Annotated in this window: 18 protein-coding genes; 11 read left to right on the forward strand and 7 right to left on the reverse strand. The window is 41.3% G+C overall.

Annotation, left to right across the window (positions count from 1 at the left end; genetic code table 11):
* Positions 1-124: 124 nt before the first annotated feature.
* Complete coding sequence (locus MMO38_RS11295; RefSeq protein WP_241323609.1) at positions 125-2,518, forward strand: hypothetical protein; 2,394 nt, start codon at positions 125-127, stop codon at positions 2,516-2,518.
* A 53-nt stretch (positions 2,519-2,571) separates the two neighbouring features.
* On the opposite strand, the gene aroE is transcribed toward MMO38_RS11295, so the two are convergent.
* The gene (gene aroE, locus MMO38_RS11300; RefSeq protein ID WP_241323610.1) at positions 2,572-3,360 is read right to left on the reverse strand and encodes a shikimate dehydrogenase; all 789 of its coding nucleotides are present in this window, start codon (positions 3,358-3,360) and stop codon (positions 2,572-2,574) included.
* A 146-nt stretch (positions 3,361-3,506) separates the two neighbouring features.
* Between aroE and MMO38_RS11305 the strand changes: the two genes are divergently transcribed.
* Entirely contained in the window at positions 3,507-4,088 is a 582-nt protein-coding gene (locus tag MMO38_RS11305) for a histidine phosphatase family protein (protein WP_241323611.1), read from the forward strand.
* Between the two features lie 51 nt (positions 4,089-4,139).
* Here MMO38_RS11305 and hemF read toward each other — a convergent pair whose 3' ends face one another.
* On the reverse strand, positions 4,140-5,081 hold the full coding sequence (gene hemF, locus MMO38_RS11310) for an oxygen-dependent coproporphyrinogen oxidase (protein ID WP_005193737.1): 942 nt from the start codon (positions 5,079-5,081) through the stop codon (positions 4,140-4,142).
* A 93-nt stretch (positions 5,082-5,174) separates the two neighbouring features.
* On the reverse strand, positions 5,175-5,777 hold the full coding sequence (gene ribA / locus MMO38_RS11315; protein ID WP_241323612.1) for a GTP cyclohydrolase II: 603 nt from the start codon (positions 5,775-5,777) through the stop codon (positions 5,175-5,177).
* A gap of 304 nt (positions 5,778-6,081) precedes the next feature.
* On the opposite strand from ribA, the gene dxs reads away from it, so the two are divergent.
* The 8 genes from dxs to MMO38_RS11355 all read left to right on the forward strand — a co-directional run bounded on the left by dxs (position 6,082) and on the right by MMO38_RS11355 (position 15,222).
* Entirely contained in the window at positions 6,082-7,977 is a 1,896-nt protein-coding gene (gene dxs, locus MMO38_RS11320; protein WP_241323613.1) for a 1-deoxy-D-xylulose-5-phosphate synthase, read from the forward strand.
* A gap of 159 nt (positions 7,978-8,136) precedes the next feature.
* Positions 8,137-8,967 carry an inositol monophosphatase family protein gene (locus tag MMO38_RS11325; protein ID WP_004673055.1) on the forward strand — a complete coding sequence of 277 codons (831 nt, stop codon included), beginning with the start codon at positions 8,137-8,139 and terminating at the stop codon, positions 8,965-8,967.
* Between the two features lie 627 nt (positions 8,968-9,594).
* Entirely contained in the window at positions 9,595-11,610 is a 2,016-nt protein-coding gene (locus MMO38_RS11330; RefSeq protein WP_241323614.1) for a DEAD/DEAH box helicase, read from the forward strand.
* Between the two features lie 406 nt (positions 11,611-12,016).
* Positions 12,017-12,835: an ABC transporter ATP-binding protein gene (locus MMO38_RS11335; protein ID WP_241323615.1), complete on the forward strand. Its 819-nt coding sequence runs from the start codon at positions 12,017-12,019 to the stop codon at positions 12,833-12,835.
* Positions 12,832-13,608 (forward strand): lipid asymmetry maintenance ABC transporter permease subunit MlaE, encoded by a 777-nt coding sequence (mlaE, locus tag MMO38_RS11340; protein ID WP_005193730.1) that lies wholly within the window; start codon positions 12,832-12,834, stop codon positions 13,606-13,608. The genes MMO38_RS11335 and mlaE overlap by 4 nt, the downstream gene beginning before the upstream one ends.
* Complete coding sequence (locus tag MMO38_RS11345; protein WP_005193729.1) at positions 13,608-14,270, forward strand: outer membrane lipid asymmetry maintenance protein MlaD; 663 nt, start codon at positions 13,608-13,610, stop codon at positions 14,268-14,270. Before mlaE ends, MMO38_RS11345 begins: the two co-directional genes overlap by 1 nt.
* A gap of 20 nt (positions 14,271-14,290) precedes the next feature.
* Positions 14,291-14,923 (forward strand): ABC transporter substrate-binding protein, encoded by a 633-nt coding sequence (locus MMO38_RS11350; protein ID WP_241323616.1) that lies wholly within the window; start codon positions 14,291-14,293, stop codon positions 14,921-14,923.
* Between the two features lie 11 nt (positions 14,924-14,934).
* Positions 14,935-15,222, forward strand: coding sequence for an STAS domain-containing protein (locus MMO38_RS11355; RefSeq protein ID WP_241323617.1), 288 nt, complete (start codon positions 14,935-14,937; stop codon positions 15,220-15,222).
* Positions 15,223-15,272: 50 nt separating this feature from the next.
* On the opposite strand, the gene MMO38_RS11360 is transcribed toward MMO38_RS11355, so the two are convergent.
* Together MMO38_RS11360 and MMO38_RS11365 are read right to left on the reverse strand one after the other, a co-directional pair.
* Positions 15,273-15,824 (reverse strand): hypothetical protein, encoded by a 552-nt coding sequence (locus MMO38_RS11360; RefSeq protein ID WP_241323618.1) that lies wholly within the window; start codon positions 15,822-15,824, stop codon positions 15,273-15,275.
* Position 15,825: 1 nt separating this feature from the next.
* Positions 15,826-16,842: a CorA family divalent cation transporter gene (locus MMO38_RS11365; RefSeq protein WP_005193724.1), complete on the reverse strand. Its 1,017-nt coding sequence runs from the start codon at positions 16,840-16,842 to the stop codon at positions 15,826-15,828.
* A gap of 382 nt (positions 16,843-17,224) precedes the next feature.
* On the opposite strand from MMO38_RS11365, the gene MMO38_RS11370 reads away from it, so the two are divergent.
* Positions 17,225-17,620, forward strand: a complete 396-nt coding sequence (locus tag MMO38_RS11370) for an NUDIX domain-containing protein (RefSeq protein WP_241323619.1) — start codon at positions 17,225-17,227, stop codon at positions 17,618-17,620.
* On the opposite strand, the gene MMO38_RS11375 is transcribed toward MMO38_RS11370, so the two are convergent.
* Both MMO38_RS11375 and recG read right to left on the reverse strand, forming a co-directional pair.
* The gene (locus MMO38_RS11375; RefSeq protein WP_241323644.1) at positions 17,574-18,260 is read right to left on the reverse strand and encodes a phosphoribosyltransferase family protein; all 687 of its coding nucleotides are present in this window, start codon (positions 18,258-18,260) and stop codon (positions 17,574-17,576) included. The genes MMO38_RS11370 and MMO38_RS11375 overlap by 47 nt on opposite strands.
* On the reverse strand, positions 18,253-20,298 hold the full coding sequence (gene recG, locus MMO38_RS11380) for an ATP-dependent DNA helicase RecG (protein ID WP_241323620.1): 2,046 nt from the start codon (positions 20,296-20,298) through the stop codon (positions 18,253-18,255). Before recG ends, MMO38_RS11375 begins: the two co-directional genes overlap by 8 nt.
* Between the last annotated feature and the right edge of the window lies 1 nt (position 20,299).

The raw sequence follows: 20,299 nt of genomic DNA on the forward strand, positions 1-20,299 counted from the left end.
ATTTTGAAGAACAGTGATTAAGGTGGAAGTCCCTTTTTTGTTTGAGTTTTAGACGTATGTTTATGATGAAAATGGGTCAATTTTTAGTTGAAAGTATAATGATATAAAGGTGGTTGGTAAAACTATGCGTTTAAAATATTTAACTTTATGTTTGTTGGGGTTGAGTCTTTCAGCATGTTCACAACATGTCATTAAAACCAATACAAGTACGGCTGGTTTAGAGCAAAAGGCCATCAATAGTATTAATGCGATGTATGAATACCCAAGTTATGATTATCGCGGAAAAATTAATGTTCATGTTGAGTTAGATCAAAATAAGGCTGCTACTCGTCCACAAGCGCCATTAGATGCGGCATTAAAACAAAAAATTGAACAATATTTAAGAGATCAAAAAGTCAATTTAAATAGCAAGCAGAAACAAGCCTTGTATGATGCACTGGCACAAGACAAGAGTTCATATGGTCAAACCAAAGTGGATAAAGTCATTCAATCCATGGCAATGATTTTGAATGATATGCAATTTGAATATGATGGTTCAGTGCATTATCGTCAAAAAATGGGTTCATTTAATCTAACCGCGCGTTATGAAAAACCGACGCTATTGGTACAAGCTAAAATGCCTATGGTGCTCGATTTGAATGACCATAAGTTTTACGTCAATTATTTTGGATTTATGCCGTATTTGGTCAATAAAGAAAATCAGAGTAATTTGGCATATTTCGATTTTTCGAAGTATCAAGGTTTGATCAAGCAAGTTGATTACAAGAAGTTTGTGGAATACCTCAAAGCATCAAGTGGCGTGTTTTATCGTTTGGCAGATCAGCAAAATATACAAGCTTTGCCAGTGTCATCAGCAGAACGTGCGGCAGGTGTCGTTGAAAAGATTCGCTTAAAAACAACCATTGAAGAAGCATTTTTGCAATCGAGTTTATATAGCAAAGTGAATGAAAAATATTTAATGCAAAGCATTTTAAATATGAATGAACAGAGCTTAGAAAAACTGATCGCAGATGAAGTCGATGCTCAAAGTAAGTCTAAAAAAGCATCTTCAACAAAAAATACTAAAACTGCATCTGATGATGCGAGTGTGGTGAGTCAGCAGCTTTATCAATTGGTGAATCAACATTTTGGTGTTGAGGATGAAGCTGATGCCTATGACTCTGCTTCTGAGGATGCATCTGCTGCCGCTTTGGAAGCAATGGCAGCGGCGGAAGCAACACAAGCCGCTGCATGGGAAAATAAATATGACACCAGTGATGCGACTGCTGAAGAAAATCTCGAAGCCGTAATGGCGGCAGCGGAAAGCGGCTATGGTTCTGAGTCTGATGTAAAAGCTGCTTATGAAAGTGGTTTAAGTCGTGAGCAGTGTGATTCTTTATCATCAAATCCAAAAATCACCTATGGCGATGCACAATATTGCCAAAGTATGCATGGTGTTGATGTATTCAATCCAACGCAATCAAATGCGTCAGGTCTAATTTCTTATATTGCGAAATTAAGCGCTTTGGAAGAGTTATTCTCTGTTTATAACCAAGCTCAGTTTATTGATGATCATGCCTTCAAAGCACTCTGGATCAAGCATCAGACTGAGATTAATCAAGCATTGCCTGTAGATAAACGTAATCCATTCCTTATTGATATTAGTTTAGATGAAAAAGGGCGTGCGATTAACTATGACTATGATCTAAATTATACTTCTCCAGAATTGCGATCTCGTGTGAACCTTAAAGCGGATATGCAAGTTTTGAATTATGGAAAAGCAACACCGATTGATCGAGCGCAATTAAAACGTGCCAAAACATGGTCGGAAGTGAGTAAGGGATCGATGTTTGAGCAATCAATTGACCGATTCACTGAAAAAATGGGTCAGGCAGGGATTGTAGAGCGCGCTGCACAGCCATATACATTGTCATTGGATGATCAGCTTAAAGTGATTGCTGCACAACGTTATGATGCAACCCGATCATATGAACAAACCTACAAAGCTGTATTTATAGCCAAATTAACGGAAAGCACACCACAGGTTGTACAGCGTTATTCAACCAAAGAGTTGCAAGAAATAGCCAGTGTGTATGCCTATTGGTATTCAAGTGAAGAGGTATACAACCCTCAAGGTGCGGCACTTACAACGATAGAAGCGTTACAAAAGAAACATCATCTAGAAGACGATGAGCAGTTCAATTATCCGTTGGGCGAATCGGTAGATCGTATTGTCAGTGATGCGATGCGTGGAGATAAAGATCGCCAAGCATGGAAGAAACTACAAGCACAATATAAGCAGCCACAACAGCTATTTTCTAAACAATATCAAATTCAATTTGAACGTGAGAATGGTGCTTCAAGTGAGGAAAAAATCTTACTTGAGCAGACTGCAAATATTTTAGGGCAAGTGTATGTGGCAGCACGCCAAAACAAGTTGACCTTGAATACGATTCAAAACTTAAAGGTTGATCATGATGAGTTTATTGATTATGAAATCTTTAAAGATGTTTATCAAAAGATGTTAACGGTTAAATAATTCAAAGCACAAAAAAGAACCTGCATGATGCAGGTTCTTTTTTGGAGATGGATTTATAAGAAATCTTTTAGTTCAGGTTTAACTGCGTTCCAAATATAAAAGGCTTCGATTGCTTGTCCAACTAGCATGCCAAACCCATCAGTGGATGGAACTTGACGTGCTTGGGCTTGATCGAGAAAGCTAGAGGGTTTGCCATAAGCCATTTCATAAGCATGATGGAAAATTAAACTTTCAGGAAGTTGTAACGCATCACCTGTTAAGCTTGCCGAGGTTGCGTTAATCACCAAATCAAATTCACCTGAAAGTTGTTCTAGGCTAATCGCTGTAAGTTCAGCTTGTGGTACTGCATCTTTTAAATCATTGACCAGTTGTTCAGCGCGGGCTAGGGTACGATTCGCAATCACAATTTTTTTTGCGCCTGCCTGTACTAATGGGTAGATCACACCGCGCGTTGCACCACCAGCACCCAAGATTAAGATACGGCTATTTTTAAGATTCCAACCAAGTGCTTGAATTGCAGCAACGAGTCCTTGACCATCGGTATTGTCGCCGTAGAGTTTGCCATCCTGCATCCATAGTGTATTTACTGCTTTTGCAATCTTGGCACGTTCTGTTAGTTGGTCACACAATGCAAATGCCTGTTCTTTAAAAGGAACGGTGACATTCATGCCGATGCCACCTTGAGTAAAGAATGTCTTAGTCGTCGTTTCAAAACCATCTAAAGGCGCAAGAATTTTTTTATAGTTTAAATCAATACCAGTTTTTGCTGCAAAAGCATGATGTAGTTCAGGTGAGCGAGATTGTTCAATTGGATTTCCAATTACAGCAAATTGTTTGGTCATGAGTGATCGGTGTTGTTATGTTGGTTAAAGTTTATAAAGTTGAGAGCATTGCTGCAATGTTGATTTGCATCTGATGGATATTATTAAATGATCTAATATTGAAAAGACTTTAACTCCATAGAAAAGTAAGGAGGCTAAATTTTATCATGGGTATTTTTCTAATTCGACATGCTGAAAGCGAAGCTAATATCAATAGTCGCACTTTATCTCATGCTTCAATTGCATTGAGTGAAAATGGCAAAAGACAAGCAGAAAAACTCTGTGCAGCATTGCCTCAAATTGATCACGTCATCATTTCTAAATATCTTCGCACTTATCAAACGGCTGAACCCATCTTGCAAAAATATCAGCTAACACCAGAGATCAATGGGAATTTACATGAGTTTAGTTATTTGTCTGAAAGAAAATGTGCCAATACCAATTTAAATGATCGCAAGCTTTGGGTGAATGCATATTGGGAGAGAATGGATTGCCATTTTCGTGATGCGGATGATGCAGAATCCTTCGAAGATCTTTATCACCGAGCACAGAATTTTCACGAGAAAATAAAGCAATTGGCTGATGATTATATAGAAAAGAACTTAGTCGTATTGAGTCATGGACAATTTTTACAGTTATTGATGACCTTGATCAAGCGACCTCAGCCCTTGAGCCGAGAATTGATGCGAAATTTTAGAGCAGATTTAATCAATCGTCCTATTAAAAATACCCAGATATTTTTATTCTAAAGTTTAAATAATTTATCCCTAACGGAGTTTATTAGGGATAAATGAACTTTATTACTTGTTTAAACCTAACCAATCTCTCGGTTTTAAATAATAATCAGTGAGGCGTTTTTCAATCGAATCCGCATCCCACTCAGGGCGATAAGACCAACCTGCAAGATTCGGTAAACTGACTAAGATGGACTCAATCCTTCCACCTGTTTGTAGGCCGAATAAAGTGCCGCGGTCATAAACTAAATTATATTCAACATAACGACCACGGCGATACAGTTGGAATTCACGTTGCGCTTCGGTATAAGGCTGCTCACGATGCTTTTCAAAAATCGGTAAGATCGCTTCTAAATAACCATTACCTACGGCTTGCATATATTTAAAACAAGTTTCGAAATCCCATTGGTTGAGATCATCAAAGAATAAGCCACCGACACCACGTTGCTCGTCACGGTGTTTTAAATAGAAATAATCATCACACCATTTTTTATGTTCTGCATACACATCATCCCCAAATGGCTGACATAGCTCATACGCCGTTTGATGCCAGTTTTGAATGTCTTGATCATCTGGATAGAACGGTGTGAGGTCAAAGCCACCACCAAACCACCATACAGGATCTTGCCCTTCTGGCTCAGCCACAAATAAGCGTACGTTGGCATGTGAGGTTGGGATATTTGGATTTTTCGGGTGAATGACCAGTGATACACCTAAAGCCTGAGCCTTTGCACCAGCGATTTGTGGGTGGCGTTCAGTTGCTGAGGCGGGGAGTTTACTGATATTGATGTGGGAGAACATCACACCACCTTTTTCAATCACTTCACCATTTTGCAAAACCCGTGAGCGACCACCGCCACCTTCGGTTCGTTGCCAATCATCAATGATAAACTCAGCGGTTCCGCCGCCTGCACGTTCCTGTTGCTCTAGTCCTGCACAAATTCGTGCTTGTAGATCGAGTAAAAACTCGCGCACACGTTGAATATCAGCTGAAGTTGGATGCTGCATGATGATCCTCTTGAGGTGATCTAGGAATTAGTAACATCAAAACATAAATCCATAATAAAAGTAAGGGATTTTTATTTTTTATAATAAGATGATTTAAAAATCATCTTTTTGATAAAGATGATCCATACGTTCACGTTTGGTTTTTAAATATTGTTCGTTGAATGGATTGTGTCCAACCGTCAGCGGAACACGCTCAATCACTTTAACACCAAGATCAGTCAATGCTTTTAATTTTAAAGGATTATTGGTGATCAATTTCACTTCTTTGACTTGAAGATGATCCAGCATGATGCTGCACATATCATAACGGCGTGCATCGGCAGGCAGGTTTAATAATAAATTTGCATCAACGGTATCATGACCTTGATCTTGTAAGGCATAGGCACGGATTTTATTGGTTAAACCAATCCCGCGACCTTCTTGGCGTAGATATAAAATCACGCCTTGTCCTTTCTCATTAATCAACTGTTGTGTGGCTTGTAATTGTGGGCCACAATCACATTTGAGCGACGCGAAAGCATCACCTGTTAAGCATTCTGAATGGATACGGACTAACACTGGTTGTGTTGGAGTCGTATCTAAACCTTTCGAAAGCGCCACATGTTCTTCGCCCGTTTCAGGGTCTTGAAACACAGAAATATTGAAGTCACCAAAAGCAGTTGGTAGCTTTGATGTTGCAATAAATTCAATCGGCACAGAGAGCTCACTCGTATCATAAAAACCATCAAAGTATAGCTTAATGTGTGAAGATTGCGTGAATCGGAATTTCTGATTTTTCACATAAGTTTTTCTTTTTCATAGAAAGCACACAATAATGGTTGATAAACAGTGACATAATTCAGGATAATCTGCGAGTCAGTCTTTTAGATTGGCATATGAGTGTTCAGCACTGCATCATTCGCACACGTGGCTGATTGAAGGTAGATCCTATTTAATTGTATGATTGCCCCCATTTAACCCAGCTTCGGATTTGCCAGGCTTAAAAAGGCTTTGCCACATTATGTTGTATACCGAAATTCCAACTCAACGTCCTGTGACGGTACTGTTAGATGAAATTGATCATCCACAACAGTTACGACAGCTCGCGCAAAGCCAACTCGCACAAGTGGCGGATGAGTTACGTCAATATATTTTGTATGCAGCAGGACAGAGTGGTGGTCACTTCGGCGCAAACCTAGGCGTCATTGAACTTACTGTTGCCTTGCATTATTGCTTTAATACGCCAAGAGACCGTTTGGTTTGGGATGTGGGGCATCAAGCTTATCCGCATAAAGTTTTAACTGGTCGCCGTGAGCAAATCACAACAATTCGCAGTAAAAATGGCTTAGCCGCTTTTCCTGCGCGAGAAGAGTCTGAATTTGATACCTTTGGTGTAGGACATTCATCGACGGCAATTTCTGCTGGTTTGGGGATGGCACTCGCTCGTCGATACCAAAAAGATCCTTGTGATGTGGTGGCGATTGTGGGTGATGGCGCCATGACAGCGGGTATGGCATTTGAAGCCATGAACGATGCGGTTGCTCATGATGCAGATTTGATAGTGGTCCTCAATGACAATGATATGTCGATTTCATGCAGCACAGGTGGTTTTGCCAAACACCTAGCCGCGATTTGGGAGTCAGGTCAGTTCGTCAATGTGAATGAGTTGGGTGAAGCCTATATTCAGCCACATCCGAAATGGACCTATAACTCACGCTTACATCAATCCGCAACTGATGCAGCAGATAATTTATTTAAAGCGATTGGTTTTGACTATTTTGGCCCATTTGATGGTCATGATGTCGAGCAACTCGCGCAAGTGTTCCATGCATTAAAAAAACGAAAAGGTCCGCGTTTAGTTCACGTTTATACTAAAAAAGGCAAAGGTTTTGCACCTGCAGAAGCCGATCCAATTACCTATCACGCGATTACTAAAATTGCACCAGCAGCATCTGCACCAATAAAAAAATCACCTCCTAAATATTCAGATGTATTTGGGCAGTGGTTGTGCGATGAAGCAGCGCAAGATGAGCGTTTATTGGCGATTACTCCAGCAATGTGTGAAGGATCGGGCATGGTGAAGTTTGCCCAGCAATATCCTGAACGTTTTTTTGATGTTGCAATTGCAGAACAACATGCAGTGACATTAGCAGCAGGTATGGCGTGTGAAGGTTTAAAACCAGTCGTTGCAATTTATTCAACCTTTTTGCAACGTGGTTATGATCAATTGATCCATGATGTTGCTTTACAAAATTTAGATGTGACTTTTGGTATTGATCGTGCAGGTTTAGTCGGTGAAGATGGTCCAACGCATGCTGGCGCATACGATTATGCCTTTATGCGCACTGTCCCAAATATGGTAATCATGGCACCAAAAGATGAAAATGAATGTCGACAAATGCTACATACCGCCTACCTGTATAATGGACCGACTGCGGTTCGTTATCCACGTGGTGCAGGTGTGGGTGTCGATATTCAAGAGAAAATGACTGCTTTAGAGATTGGTAAAGCCGAGATCGTAGCTGAATTTAATGTAGATGCAGCACAACAGATCAGTATTTTGGCTTTTGGTAGTCGAGTAACAGCATCAGTCCAAGCCGCAGAGTTATTTGCAAATAACCATCCAATCGGTATCCGTGTCATCAATATGCGTTTTGTTAAACCGCTTGATGAGCACATCATTCGTGATTTAGCTGCTAATACACAGCTTTTTGTCACGGTTGAGGAGCATGCTGTGATGGCAGGTGCGGGTAGTGCAGTAAATGAATTTTTGGCACAGGCTAAAATTGTTAAACCAATTTTGAATTTGGGTCTGCCAGATACATTCTTACTTCAAGCATCACATCAACAAATGTTGCAAGACTGTGGTTTAGATAGTCAAGGTATTTTGACTTCAATTGAAAAAGCTTGGTTTTAATCAATAAAACCAAGTAAATGCAAGTGCATTTGATAATGGCAATTGCCCACTAAATTTTTAGCAACATTTTTTCCCTAAAAGTGCTCAGATTTGATAGAATGCGGGCGCTTTTATGCATTATTCTTTGTCAAAATCTTCGAAATTTGTAGTGGGTGTTCAATGGAACCTATGGTGGTTATGGCTGCGCGTGCGGCTCAAACAGTTGGTCAAGAGCTTTTAAAGGCACATCAAAATCGTCATAAACTCGATTTACAAGTTGAAGATAAAGGCATTGATGGTCCAGTGACGCGTGTTGACCGTTACTTGGAACAACTTACTATCGATACTCTCCGTAAAAGTTATAAAAACCATAGTTTTCACGGTGAAGAGTTTGGATTTCAAGAGGGTAAAGGACACGACGCTGATTGGTGTTGGGTTATTGATCCTTTAGATGGCACACAAAACTTCATTAATGGTTTCCCGCATTTCTGTATTTCTATCGCTGTACAACACAAAGGTGTAACCCAACACGGTGTGATCTACGATCCAGTACGTGATGAATTGTTCTCTGCAAGTCGCGGTCGCGGCGCGGTCATGAATCAACGTCGTATCCGTGTGAATACAAGTGAAACTTTAGAAAATACCTCGCTTGCTGTTGGTCATCCATTCCGTGCACAACGTGATGGAGAAATCGTTTCGTATGCCGAACAGCATTTTGCTTCATTATTGGCTGTGACTAAAGCGGGTGCACAAATTCGTCGTGCAGGTTCTGCTGCTTTAGATTTAGCTTATGTTGCAGCGGGTCGTTTTGATGGTTTCTTTGAGCTAGGCTTGAAACCGTGGGATATTGCTGCGGGTGAGTTGATTGTGAAAGAAGCTGGCGGTGCGATGGTTGATGCTCGTGGTGGTAATGACTCATTTGAAAATGGCCAAGTGATTGCTTGTTCATTGAAAATGTTAAAACCATTGATGCAAGCAGTTGTTCCTGCTTGGGGTGTTGCTGCAAAATAATTCGAATTTCTGGAAAGCCCTCAAACTTTGAGGGCTTTTTTATGCGAGATCGGAAAATAAGGTTAAATAATTTGCTTATCTATTTTATTGGTCCTGGTGGAGCTGGCAAGACGACAATATCGAATTATTTTGACAGACGAGAAGCCTGAACGGGTCGCTCAAAAAGTTAAAGTGGTGTTGGAAACACGATGCTAAGTATTTATTGATAAATAAAGCATATAAGGTATATTAATTAAATAACTGATAAATGGCTTATTTTTATTGAAAAGTAGCTTGTTAGGCGATAAATAAAGACAACTTAATAGGAAAAACAATTAAAAAGCGTGACATTCTTAAACTTTCTGCTATACTCCGCCCACGCACTGAAATTCCAGTTCATTACCTGAACATTCTGTTCTATTCATATTTTGCGCTCGCTGTCCATAGAGAGGACCACATCTTGCGCCCAAATCGCTTAGCGATTCTTCAGGTTGAAGCAGTAATCAAGCGTGCGTTTAGTCCACATCGTCGTTATTCGGATCGCCGCTGAATCTCATTTATTTTCAGCTTGAGTCGCTTTGCCGCCTGTTGCCGATGTCTATTTTTTGTATTTATTAAAATGGAGCACCCACAAGGGTGAAACTCTCTATGAGCAAAACTTTTGCCGAATTTTCATTACATGAAACCTTACAACAAGCGCTTGAAGGTTTAGGTTTTACTACCCCAACTCCTGTACAAGAACAAGCAATTCCTGCTGCATTAGAAGGAAAAGACTTATTAGTTTCTAGCCAGACAGGTTCTGGTAAAACTGCAGCATTTTTATTGCCTACACTTAACTCTTTAGCGGGCGAAGAAGCATTTGCTTCTTTTAAAGACCGTATGAAAGCAGTGACTCAACCTACGATTTTAGTTATTTCTCCTACTCGTGAGTTGGCACAACAAGTAAGTCAAGATGCGATTGCATTGGTACGTCACATGAAAGGTGTTCGTATTGCTGCGATTATGGGCGGTATGCCTTTTGGTAAACAAATTCAACAGCTTAAAGGTGCGCAAGTTGTCGTTGCAACGCCTGGTCGTTTGCTTGATCTTGTTAACCGTCGTCAAATTAAATTAGATAAAGTTGAATCATTAATCGTTGATGAAGCAGACCGTATGCTTGATCTAGGTTTCTCTGAAGATCTAGAAGCAATTGGTGAATTAGCTGCAAATCGTAAACAAACATTGATGTTCTCTGCGACATTTGCAGATCGTATTATTCGTCTTGCTGAACGTATGATGAATAACCCTGTACGTATCGCAATCGAAACGGGTCACAGTACCAATACTGATGTTACTCAAACATTACATTGGACTGATGGTTTCGAGCACAAGAAAAAATTACTTACGCATTGGTTGTCTGATGAATCAGTAGATCAAGCAGTTGTATTTGCGAGTACGCAAGAAGATACCGATATGCTTGCTGAAGAGTTAGCTGAAGCGGGTCACTCTGTTGTTGCGTTGCACGGTGCAATGCCACAAACAGTTCGTAACCGTCGTTTACGTAGTATCCGTGAAGGTCGTGCAAAAATCTTAGTTGCAACTGATGTTGCAGCGCGTGGTTTAGACGTACCAACCATTTCTCACGTGATTAACTTCGGTTTACCAATGAAAAATGAAGACTATGTACACCGTATCGGTCGTACAGGTCGTGCAGGTCGTTCAGGTCAAGCAATTACTTTAGCGACTTACCGTGAACGCGGTAAAATCCGTGCTTTAGAAGATTATTTAGATGCACGTTTAAGTGTTTCTGAAATTGAAGGTTTAGAGCCATCTCCACCTCCTGCTCGTTCAGGTCGTGATGGTGGTGGTCGCGGTCGCAGTGGTAATGGCGGTGGCGGTGCTGGTCGTGGTCGTAGCGGCAATGGTGGCGGCGGTCGTCGTTTTGAAGGCGAAAGCAACTTCAAACGTCGTGAAGGTGGTGATGACCGTCCACGTCGTAGCTTTGATGATAAACCACGTGGTGATCGTCCATCTTATGGTGATGATCGTCCTAAGCGTGATTTTGGTGATCGTCCACCACGCCGTGAAGGTGGGTTTGGTGATCGACCACAACGTAGCTTCGGTGGCGAAGATCGTCCACGCCGCGACTTTAATTCAGATCGTCCACGCCGTGAAGGTGCTGTAGATGATCGTCCTAAGCGTGATTTTGGTGATCGTCCACCACGCCGTGAAGGTGGTTTCAATGATAAACCGCGTTTTGACTCAAATGATGATAACCGTGGTAACCGTGTAGACTATAAACCACGTCGTGAGGGTGGTTTTGGTGACCGTCCTAAGCGTGATTTTGGTGATCGCCCAGCAGCTCCACGTGAGGGTGGTTTTGGTGACCGTCCTAAGCGTGATTTTGGTGATCGTCCAGCAGCTCCACGTGAAGGTGGTTTTGGTGACCGTCCTAAACGTAGCTTTGGTGGTGATGATCGTCCAAAACGTACTTTTGGTGGTGATGATCGTCCAAAACGTACTTTCGGTGGTGAAGACCGTCCTAAGCGTACTTTCGGTGGCGAAGATCGTCCAAAACGTACTTTCGGTGGTGAAGATCGTCCGAAACGTGATTTTGGTGATCGCCCAGCAGCACCGCGTGAAGGTGGCTTCGGTGGTGACCGTCGTCGGAAAAACGATTATTAATTGATAAAAAAGAAGCCAGTTGAAAAACTGGCTTTTTTATTTATGCATAGTCATGTAAAATAATAAAAATGTGCACTGGTTCAAACTTTGAATAAGAAATGAATAGGATGAAACAAAACAACAGCTTTTTAAATCAAATATGGTCTTTTACCTGTAATGAAGGACTGCCGTGTCTTTTTGTCATTATGATGCTGTGTAATGGTTTATTTTTTGCCTATGCGGTTTTTGATCAAAGTAATCCCGATCGTTTAAATGCAAATTTTCACCAAACGACTAGCGAAGTTGATTCAAAGAATAACTACATAAACTAAATCATCTTGATACATCCCTTATCAAAATAAAAACAACGATTTAATCTTTCGGTGTATAGTATGCGTGCATAAAAAGTGCAGGAATGAATGCCATTATGAATAACAAATCTCCTCTCGATGCTGAAGCCTTAATTGAAGTTACAAACTTGAGCTTTAATCGAGGAGACCGCGTCATTTATGACGATATCAGCCTTAAAATTCGACGTGGTCAAATCACAGCAATTATGGGACCATCTGGTACGGGTAAAACCACTTTATTGCGTTTGATTGGAGGACAGCTTAATCCTGATCAAGGTAAGGTTTTACTTGATGGTAAAAATATTGCTTCAATGTCACGTCTTGAGTTGTTCGCTGCACGCGCACGTATGGGAATGTTATTTCAAAGTGGCGCATTATTTACAGATATGTCTGTGTATGAGAATGTTGCATTTCCGATTCGAGCACACACCAAGTTGCCTGAGCACCTGATTGCAGAGTTGGTGGCATTAAAGCTTGAGTCTGTAGGATTACGCGGTGCTGAACAACTCATGCCTACAGAACTATCGGGCGGGATGAATCGCCGAGTTGCTTTAGCACGTGCCATTGCACTTGATCCTGAATTGATTATGTATGACGAACCCTTTGCAGGCCAAGATCCGATCGTGAAAGGGATTTTGACGCGTTTGATTCGTTCACTACGAGAAGCATTAGATTTAACCACGATTATCGTCTCTCATGATGTGGCAGAGACTTTGTCGATTGCAGATTACATTTATGTGGTTGCAGAAGGCAAAATTCAGGGTGAAGGTACACCTGAACAATTAAAAACACATGCTTCACCATTTGTACGTCAGTTTTTAACAGGTTCGGTTGAGGGGCCTGTCGAATATCAATTTACTCACCAAGCATATTTAGATAACGAGGTTCGTCCATGAATACGATTGCCTGGTTAGGTAGACTCGTTATTGAGCGAATAAAGGGGATTGGTGCTGCGTCACTGATGCTCCTGCAAATTTTATTTTCGATGCCATCAAAAGGTGGTTTTCAACGTTTTATTTATCAGATGCATCGTGTCGGGGTGATGTCTTTATTGATCATTGCTGTTTCTGGTTTATTTATCGGTTTGGTCTTGGGTTTGCAAGGTTACTCGATTTTGGTCAATGTCGGTAGTGAGTCCATGTTAGGCACGATGGTGTCTTTAACTTTGCTGCGTGAACTTGCACCCGTGGTTGCTGCGTTATTATTTGCAGGACGCGCAGGCTCGGCTTTGACGGCTGAAATTGGCTCGATGAAACAGAGTGAGCAACTCGCCAGCATGGAAATGATTGGTGTTGATCCACTGCGTCAGATTGTATCTCCGCGCTTATGGGCGGGGATCGTGAGCTTGCCGATGTTAACCGTGATTTTTGCTGCGATTGGTATTATCGGTGGCAAAATGGTCGGCGTCGATTTCCTTGGTGTGGATGAAGGTTCATTCTGGGGCGGTATGCAAAGTAGTGTGCAGTTCGGACACGATGTTGTAAATGGCATTATTAAAAGTATTGTTTTCGCTCTAATTTGTACATGGGTAGCGGTGTATCAAGGTTATGCCTGTGATCCAACGCCCGAAGGTATTGCGACGTCTATGACCAGAACAGTCGTATATTCTTCGCTTTGTGTATTAGGTTTTGATTTCGTGTTGACTGCGGTCATGTTCGGAGGGATTTAATGAAATCACGTATTAGTGAGCTGGCCGTTGGTGTTTTTGTCATTATCTTCGGTATTGCCTTATTTTTTCTTGCGATGAAAGTCAGCGGCTTGGTAGGTACCAACCTACGTGACAGTTATAGTATGACGGCTCAGTTTGACAACGTAAATGGCTTAAAGACGCGTGCAAAAGTCACCATGAGTGGTGTGACGATTGGTCGTGTTGAATCCATTACGCTTGATCCGGTCTCGCGCCTAGCAACGGTCAAATTTGTTTTGGATGGTAAGCTCACCAGTTTTAATGCAGAACAATTAAAAGTCGTGCAGCAAAATGCATTGGAAGAATTGCACTACAGTTCTGATTATCAGCAAGCAGATGAGACGAAACAAAAAGCAATGGAACAGCAACTGATCAGTAACATGACCTCCATTACTAGTCTTGATGAAGATGCTTATATAATGGTAGCAACCAATGGTTTATTGGGTGAAAAATATTTGAAAGTTATCCCAGGTGGTGGCGTGGACTACTTAAAACGTGGTGATGTCGTTTCAAATACCCAAGGCACAATGGATCTAGAAGATTTAATCAGTAAGTTTATTACGGGTGGTGGTGCGAGCAAAGTTGCATCGGGCACTGAAACTTCAGCAACACAGTCAGATGCCGAACCATCTTTTGCTGAATAATCGTATTTAGGAGTTTTAAAGTGAACACATTATTGAAACAAACTCTAACGGCAAGCGTATTGTCAGCTATGCTTGCAACTACAGCTTTTGCAGCTCCGACAGAGACGCCACCTGATTTTGTTAAACGTGTAGCAGATGGTTTGGTCAATCGATTAAAAGCCGATCACGCAAAGTTGCAAAATAATCCTCAATTAGTTAATACGATTATTCGTCAAAACCTTGATCCGTTTGTTGATTCACAAGCTTTTACACGTATCGTGCTAGGAACGTATGCCAATAATCAGCATACCAATGCAGCGCAACGTGCTCAGTTTGAGAAAAACTTCCGTGAAGTGATTATTGAAAACTACGGTAGTGCATTTGCAAAATATACCAATCAAAGCTATACCATGCGTCCTTATAAAGCCAGCAACAGCAAAAATCCAGTTGTGACTTTAGACTTTTTAAACAATGGTGAAAAGATTCCTGTATCTTTCCAGTTGATTGATAAAGGTGATCAATGGAAAATCCGTAATGTGAATGTAGCGGGGATCGACTTAGGTTTGCAATTCCGTAATCAGTTTGCTGCTACGGTTCAGCGTAATGGTGGTGACATCAATAAAGCGATTGCAACTTTTAAACCTGATGCAGATGCAGCAGTCACTAAAAAATAAGTAGGTGAAGGGTGATTCAGTATATTGATCAGCAACTTATCGTTCCTAAGACGATTGATTTTGAAAATGCAGAGCAGGTTTACCAATCGGGCTTAGTGCATATTCAGCAACATCAGCATTTTCCTTTGATTGTTGATCTTGCTCAGCTTGAACAGGGCAGTACCTTGTCTCTCGCTGTATTGGTGCAATGGTTGCGTCAAACCCCTGAAAGTAAAGGGCTGCATTTTAAAAGTGTTCCTGAGAAAATGCTAAAGATCATCCAAGCTTGTCATTTAGAAGATGACCTTATCTTGATTTGATATTGTATGAATCGAAAAAAGAGCTTTTTTATAAAGCTCTTTTTTTATATTTATGATTTTGGAAAGGCTGAAAAAAGAGCCTGACAAGTTGGGTATTTTGTCTGTAATTTTTTGAGATAATAAGTTTGATCGTATGCTAAAAAACCATCTAGTAATTTTATGGATGTGGGGTGGTCATCATGACAATTATTATTTTTTCGGTTCCACGCTAGGAACGGTAAAATTGGCTGGCCTATAGACAGAATATCATTTTGACAATGTAATCGTGCTAAAGAAGCCACAGTATAGTTGTGTGGTTTAGCTTGATCAGGGGCGTAGGCTAAGCCAATGATTAAATCATTCTTTTTTATATTTTTAAGTGGGAACTGACTCTGCCATTGTTTCGGCTTTGAATGCATTATCCATGTTCTAAAGCCGTGGAAGATAAAACGGGAATTGTTTATTGTTAAGTGGTAATGATCCGTGGACGCTATCTTCTGAACAGCTTGAAGACGTGCAATAAACACGTCATCTGGTGAATGCGGTGCACAAGCAAAAGCTGTTGGGAGGAATAGAATCGATCCTAGTATAGGCATACTCAAAAAAAGAGAGTTGCCTTTCATGCTAAATCCATTTCTTCCAGCGGAAATAGAGTATTGGTCCGATCAATAAAGTAATAACAAAAGTAATGACAATCCAGAAGCTGGTATCTCCTTGAGCAAAAGGCAAAACATCAGTATTCATACCGTAGATACTGGCGACCAACATTGGTGGGGCTAACATGCTGGGTAAAATAGAGAAACGTTTGAATGTTTCATTCATTTCAGTGTTGGCGAAACCTGTGGTGATATCCAGTAAGAATTTTAGTTTCTGGAATAAGAATGCGTTATGTTCTAGTAAAGAACGCACATCCTCACTCATTTCTCGAATATCAGCATCATAAATATGACTACCCAAAGCACGTGGGCGTGACAGAAAAGTCAAAACCCGACGTAAGTCTGTAAGACAGAGTTGTGCTTTTCCTAACATATCTTCTTGATGCGCGAGGTTTGTGATCATATCGTCAAGATCAAGAATTTGTTCGCGGTGATGATCATTGAGAACTTCTGCAGAGTACTCTTCAAGATAACGGTGGGTATCTTCTAAAATGTCTGAAAGCTCATCTAGTTTAGCTTCCAATAAACCTAATAAAATCCAAACTGGATTCTTATAGTCCATCTCATAATCATTGCGTCTCGCTCTTGCTCGAAATGCTCGAAATGCGACTAATTTCTCACCACGAAGTGTGATGAGTCGGTTTTTCTCAAGCAAAAAAGCAACTGTGTGTACGGTTGCAGCAAGGGTGTTTTCAAGATCTTCTTGTTCACGATCTGATTGGGTGTTTTTGTTCTTGGTGAGAAAGTAAGTACTGATATGTAAAATACCTTCATCATCACGATAAAAACGTGCCGATGAGGAAATGTCTTCAAGTGATTTTAGGGTCGGTAGATTGCGATCATAGGCTTCGAGTACCCATTGTTGTTCTTCTTGGGATGGCGCGATCAGATCAATCCAGACCAACTCAGGATGCAGATCAAATCCACCATTGATTGTTGCATCTTCTAGACTACCGCGCTCTGTGGCATAAAAGGCTTCAAGCATGTCTTTTTTCCTTGCGCAGTCAATATAAGGCCTTCTGCATTTTACAGAAAGTCAGCGTGTATTTTAGACAAGGATGAAACGAAAAACACTTGCCTAAACGTTATTTTCTCAAAAATCATGTTTTATAGCTTACTTTAGCAGCATGACAGTTGGATAAAACAGCTTTAATGCGATGAATTTTATCTATCTTTTTGACCATTCTACACGTAGTCATGATTTGGTTTATTCTTAAATAGTTTTAGTGTTGGGATAAGGGGGAGAAAGTCACTTAATAAGGGAAAAGATAGCGTTGCGGAACATGCATGTTTATTGGGTTGTTTTCTGCATTTTCGAGATCTAGAATAGCAGCCTGCTATTGAAACTCATGTTCGAGGAAGTCTCATTGAAAACAATTACTGTTGCTGCCGCGATTATCTTGAACGATCAGAATCAATTATTATTGGTTCGTAAACAGAATACACAAGCATTTATGCAAGTCGGCGGTAAATTAGAAGAAAATGAAGCCCCCGAGCTTACGATTCAACGTGAGATTTTAGAAGAAATTGGTTGTGAATGTGAAATTAAACAATTTGTTGGGCAGTTTGAAACAGCGGCTGCCAATGAGCCAGATCATATTTTGGTGAGTTATGTTTATTCGGTTCAATTAAAACAAAAGCCACAGATTGCAGCCGAAATTGCTGAGATGAAATGGATCGATTTGACTGACCAAGCAACGTTGTTAGCACCGTTGACTAGCGAAGTGGTGATTCCATGGTGTCAGCAAAATCGAATGAGCTAGGATGGTCTTTTACTTGTCCCGCTGCGAGACATACGGCATAAATTTTTTGACAGCCAAGTTGTTCTAAAGCCTGAGAAAGTGCGGTGATAGAGCTGCCTGTGGTCATCACATCATCTAAAATCAGCACTGTTCTATAGCAAATTGTATTGGATGGTTTTGCAACAAACTGCTGTTCAATATTCTCCAATCGTTCTAAGCGTGATAATCCCTTTTGCGAATGTTGTGCCAAGCGCTGTATCGGTTGCCAAACAGGAACGTCTAATTTTTTACCGAGCGCTTTGGCTAATAGTAGTGTTTGATTGAAACCTCGTTCCACTAAACGATCGGTTGAAATGGGCATTGGAACGATTGCGTGGACTTTTGGAAGTCGAAGCTGTAACAACACACCATTTAATAATCTTTGATGATGTAATTTTTGTTCATATTTGAATTGTTGAATAATCCGATTGATCGGGTAGTCATAATGACAAGCGACATACACTTGTTGGTGATTACGTTGGATCTGTTGTTTTAACCAAGGTAACTGTTGCCAACAGCTTTGGCAGATACCAAACTGTTGCTTGATGCCGACCTCACATAGGCTACACGGCGTCACATAATCAAAAAGTCGTTGTGCGTGTGTACTGAGGGATTTAAACATAGGCATAACGCGGTGCTTTAGGTAACCAGCGTTTGAGTAAGCCTGCTGCGTGTTGTGGGTAATCTTTTAAAATCTGTTCCGCAACGTAGTGTGCTTGAGTTAGTAGGTGGTCATCACGTTCTAATCGTGCAACACGAAAGCCCATATCACCAGTTTGTTTAGTACCTAATAGCTCGCCAGGTCCTCGTATTTCCAAGTCCTTTTCAGCAATCACGAAACCATCGTTACTTTCACGTAAAATAGAAAGCCGTTCCTGACCATTTTGCGACAAAGGGACTTTGTATAATAATGCGCAAAAACTCGCAGTAGCACCACGTCCAACTCGTCCACGGAGTTGATGTAACTGAGAAAGCCCCAAACGTTCTGCATTTTCAATCACCATAATCGATGCATTGGGAACGTCCACACCGACCTCGATGACGGTAGTGGCAATCAGCAGTTGTAGTTGGTTGTCTTTAAAGGCCTGCATGACCGATTGCTTCTCATCAGCTTTCATTTTGCCATGTACTAGACCAATGTTGATATCTGGAAAACGTTCTCTGATTTCCTGATAGGTGGCTTCTGCGGCTTGAGCATCTAAGGTCTCAGATTGCTCAACTAAGGTACAGACCCAATAGGCTTGTTTACCTTCGCGGCAGTTGGTTGCGATTCGTTGTAGGACTTGTTCACGACGATCCAGAGGAATGGTCACTGTTTGAATTGGTGTACGTCCTGGTGGCAGTTCATCAATAACCGATGTATCTAAATCACCATAAGCACTCATGGCGAGGGTACGGGGAATCGGGGTTGCCGTCATCACCAACTGATGGGGCGTAAATTGATCTACGCCTTTATTTCTAAGTGCAAGGCGCTGATCCACGCCGAAGCGATGTTGTTCATCAATGATTACTAAGCCAAGTTTGGAAAATTCAACATTGTCTTGGAATAGCGCATGTGTGCCGACGATGAGCTGCGAATGTCCTGCTTTGACCTGTTGTTCGGCGTGCGTACGTGCTTTACCTTTCTGTTTGCCCGATAGCCATGCAACTTGAATCCCCAATGGCTCGAACCAGCGTTTAAAGTTCAAATAATGCTGTTCAGCTAAGATTTCAGTGGGTGCCATCAATGCCACTTGCCAATCTGCTTCTAGCGCATGACAGGCCGCTACGGCAGCGACCAAGGTTTTACCTGCACCGACATCGCCTTGAACTAAGCGCAACATTGGTTGGTCTTGTTTTAGATCTTGTAGAATTTCTTTGGAAACGCGTTTTTGTGCATTGGTCATTTGAAAGGGCAGTGCTTCTAAGAGTTTCTTCGCCAGAACTTTACTGCTGCTAAAACGTGGTGCGGCGATTTGTCGAATAAAAGCACGACGAGTAAGTAAACTAATCTGGTGAGCCACTAATTCTTCAAAGATTAAGCGTTGCTGTGCGGGATGTGAGCCTTGATTGAGTTGCAGCATATTGGCATCAATCGGCGGTTCATGAATGTAATGTAGCGCTTGTTTGAGTTCATAGCCATTGCTGTATTTACTCGGTAGCAGTTCAGGTAGATCATCACTATGATGTTTCAAAGCCTGACGGACATATTCACGCAACTTTGGTTGCGTCAGACCTTCTGTACTTGGATAGATCGCGGTGAGCTGAGTTTGTGGCAATGCGGTATGCTGGTGGATGACTTGAATTTCGGGATGATACAGTTCTAAACCACGCGCACCAACGCGTACTTCCCCGAAGATGCGTAATCGAGCACCCATTTGGATGCGATCAGTTAAGCCTTTATAGATATGATAAAAACGTAATGTGACTTTGCCGAAATCATCTTGCAATAATGCAGCGAGGGATTTCTTTTTTCCTGGTGGGAAATCGACGGATCTGACCTCACCTTCAAGCAAATAGCTGCGTCCAACAACCAACTGATTCATCGGAATAATCGTGCTACGATCTTCATAGTCACGGGGAAGATGAAACAATAAATCATCCGTGCTAAAAATATGAAGCTTTTCTAATAGGGTCGCTGCGCTAGCGCCAACGCCTTGTAACTGCTGGACTGAACTCATA

The organism is Acinetobacter sp. NIPH 1852, assembly GCF_022549455.1.
Classification (GTDB): Bacteria; Pseudomonadota; Gammaproteobacteria; order Pseudomonadales; family Moraxellaceae; genus Acinetobacter.

Bases quoted from the DNA above. Each gene is read 5' to 3' on its own strand.
- MMO38_RS11295 (WP_241323609.1), top strand. From the start codon at position 125: ATGCGTTTAAAATATTTAACTTTATGTTTGTTGGGGTTGAGTCTTTCA.
- aroE (WP_241323610.1), bottom strand. From the start codon at position 3,360: ATGACCAAACAATTTGCTGTAATTGGAAATCCAATTGAACAATCTCGC.
- MMO38_RS11305 (WP_241323611.1), top strand. From the start codon at position 3,507: ATGGGTATTTTTCTAATTCGACATGCTGAAAGCGAAGCTAATATCAAT.
- hemF (WP_005193737.1), bottom strand. From the start codon at position 5,081: ATGCAGCATCCAACTTCAGCTGATATTCAACGTGTGCGCGAGTTTTTA.
- dxs (WP_241323613.1), top strand. From the start codon at position 6,082: ATGTTGTATACCGAAATTCCAACTCAACGTCCTGTGACGGTACTGTTA.
- MMO38_RS11325 (WP_004673055.1), top strand. From the start codon at position 8,137: ATGGAACCTATGGTGGTTATGGCTGCGCGTGCGGCTCAAACAGTTGGT.
- MMO38_RS11330 (WP_241323614.1), top strand. From the start codon at position 9,595: ATGAGCAAAACTTTTGCCGAATTTTCATTACATGAAACCTTACAACAA.
- MMO38_RS11335 (WP_241323615.1), top strand. From the start codon at position 12,017: ATGAATAACAAATCTCCTCTCGATGCTGAAGCCTTAATTGAAGTTACA.
- mlaE (WP_005193730.1), top strand. From the start codon at position 12,832: ATGAATACGATTGCCTGGTTAGGTAGACTCGTTATTGAGCGAATAAAG.
- MMO38_RS11345 (WP_005193729.1), top strand. From the start codon at position 13,608: ATGAAATCACGTATTAGTGAGCTGGCCGTTGGTGTTTTTGTCATTATC.
- MMO38_RS11360 (WP_241323618.1), bottom strand. From the start codon at position 15,824: ATGAAAGGCAACTCTCTTTTTTTGAGTATGCCTATACTAGGATCGATT.
- MMO38_RS11365 (WP_005193724.1), bottom strand. From the start codon at position 16,842: ATGCTTGAAGCCTTTTATGCCACAGAGCGCGGTAGTCTAGAAGATGCA.
- MMO38_RS11375 (WP_241323644.1), bottom strand. From the start codon at position 18,260: ATGTTTAAATCCCTCAGTACACACGCACAACGACTTTTTGATTATGTG.
- recG (WP_241323620.1), bottom strand. From the start codon at position 20,298: ATGAGTTCAGTCCAGCAGTTACAAGGCGTTGGCGCTAGCGCAGCGACC.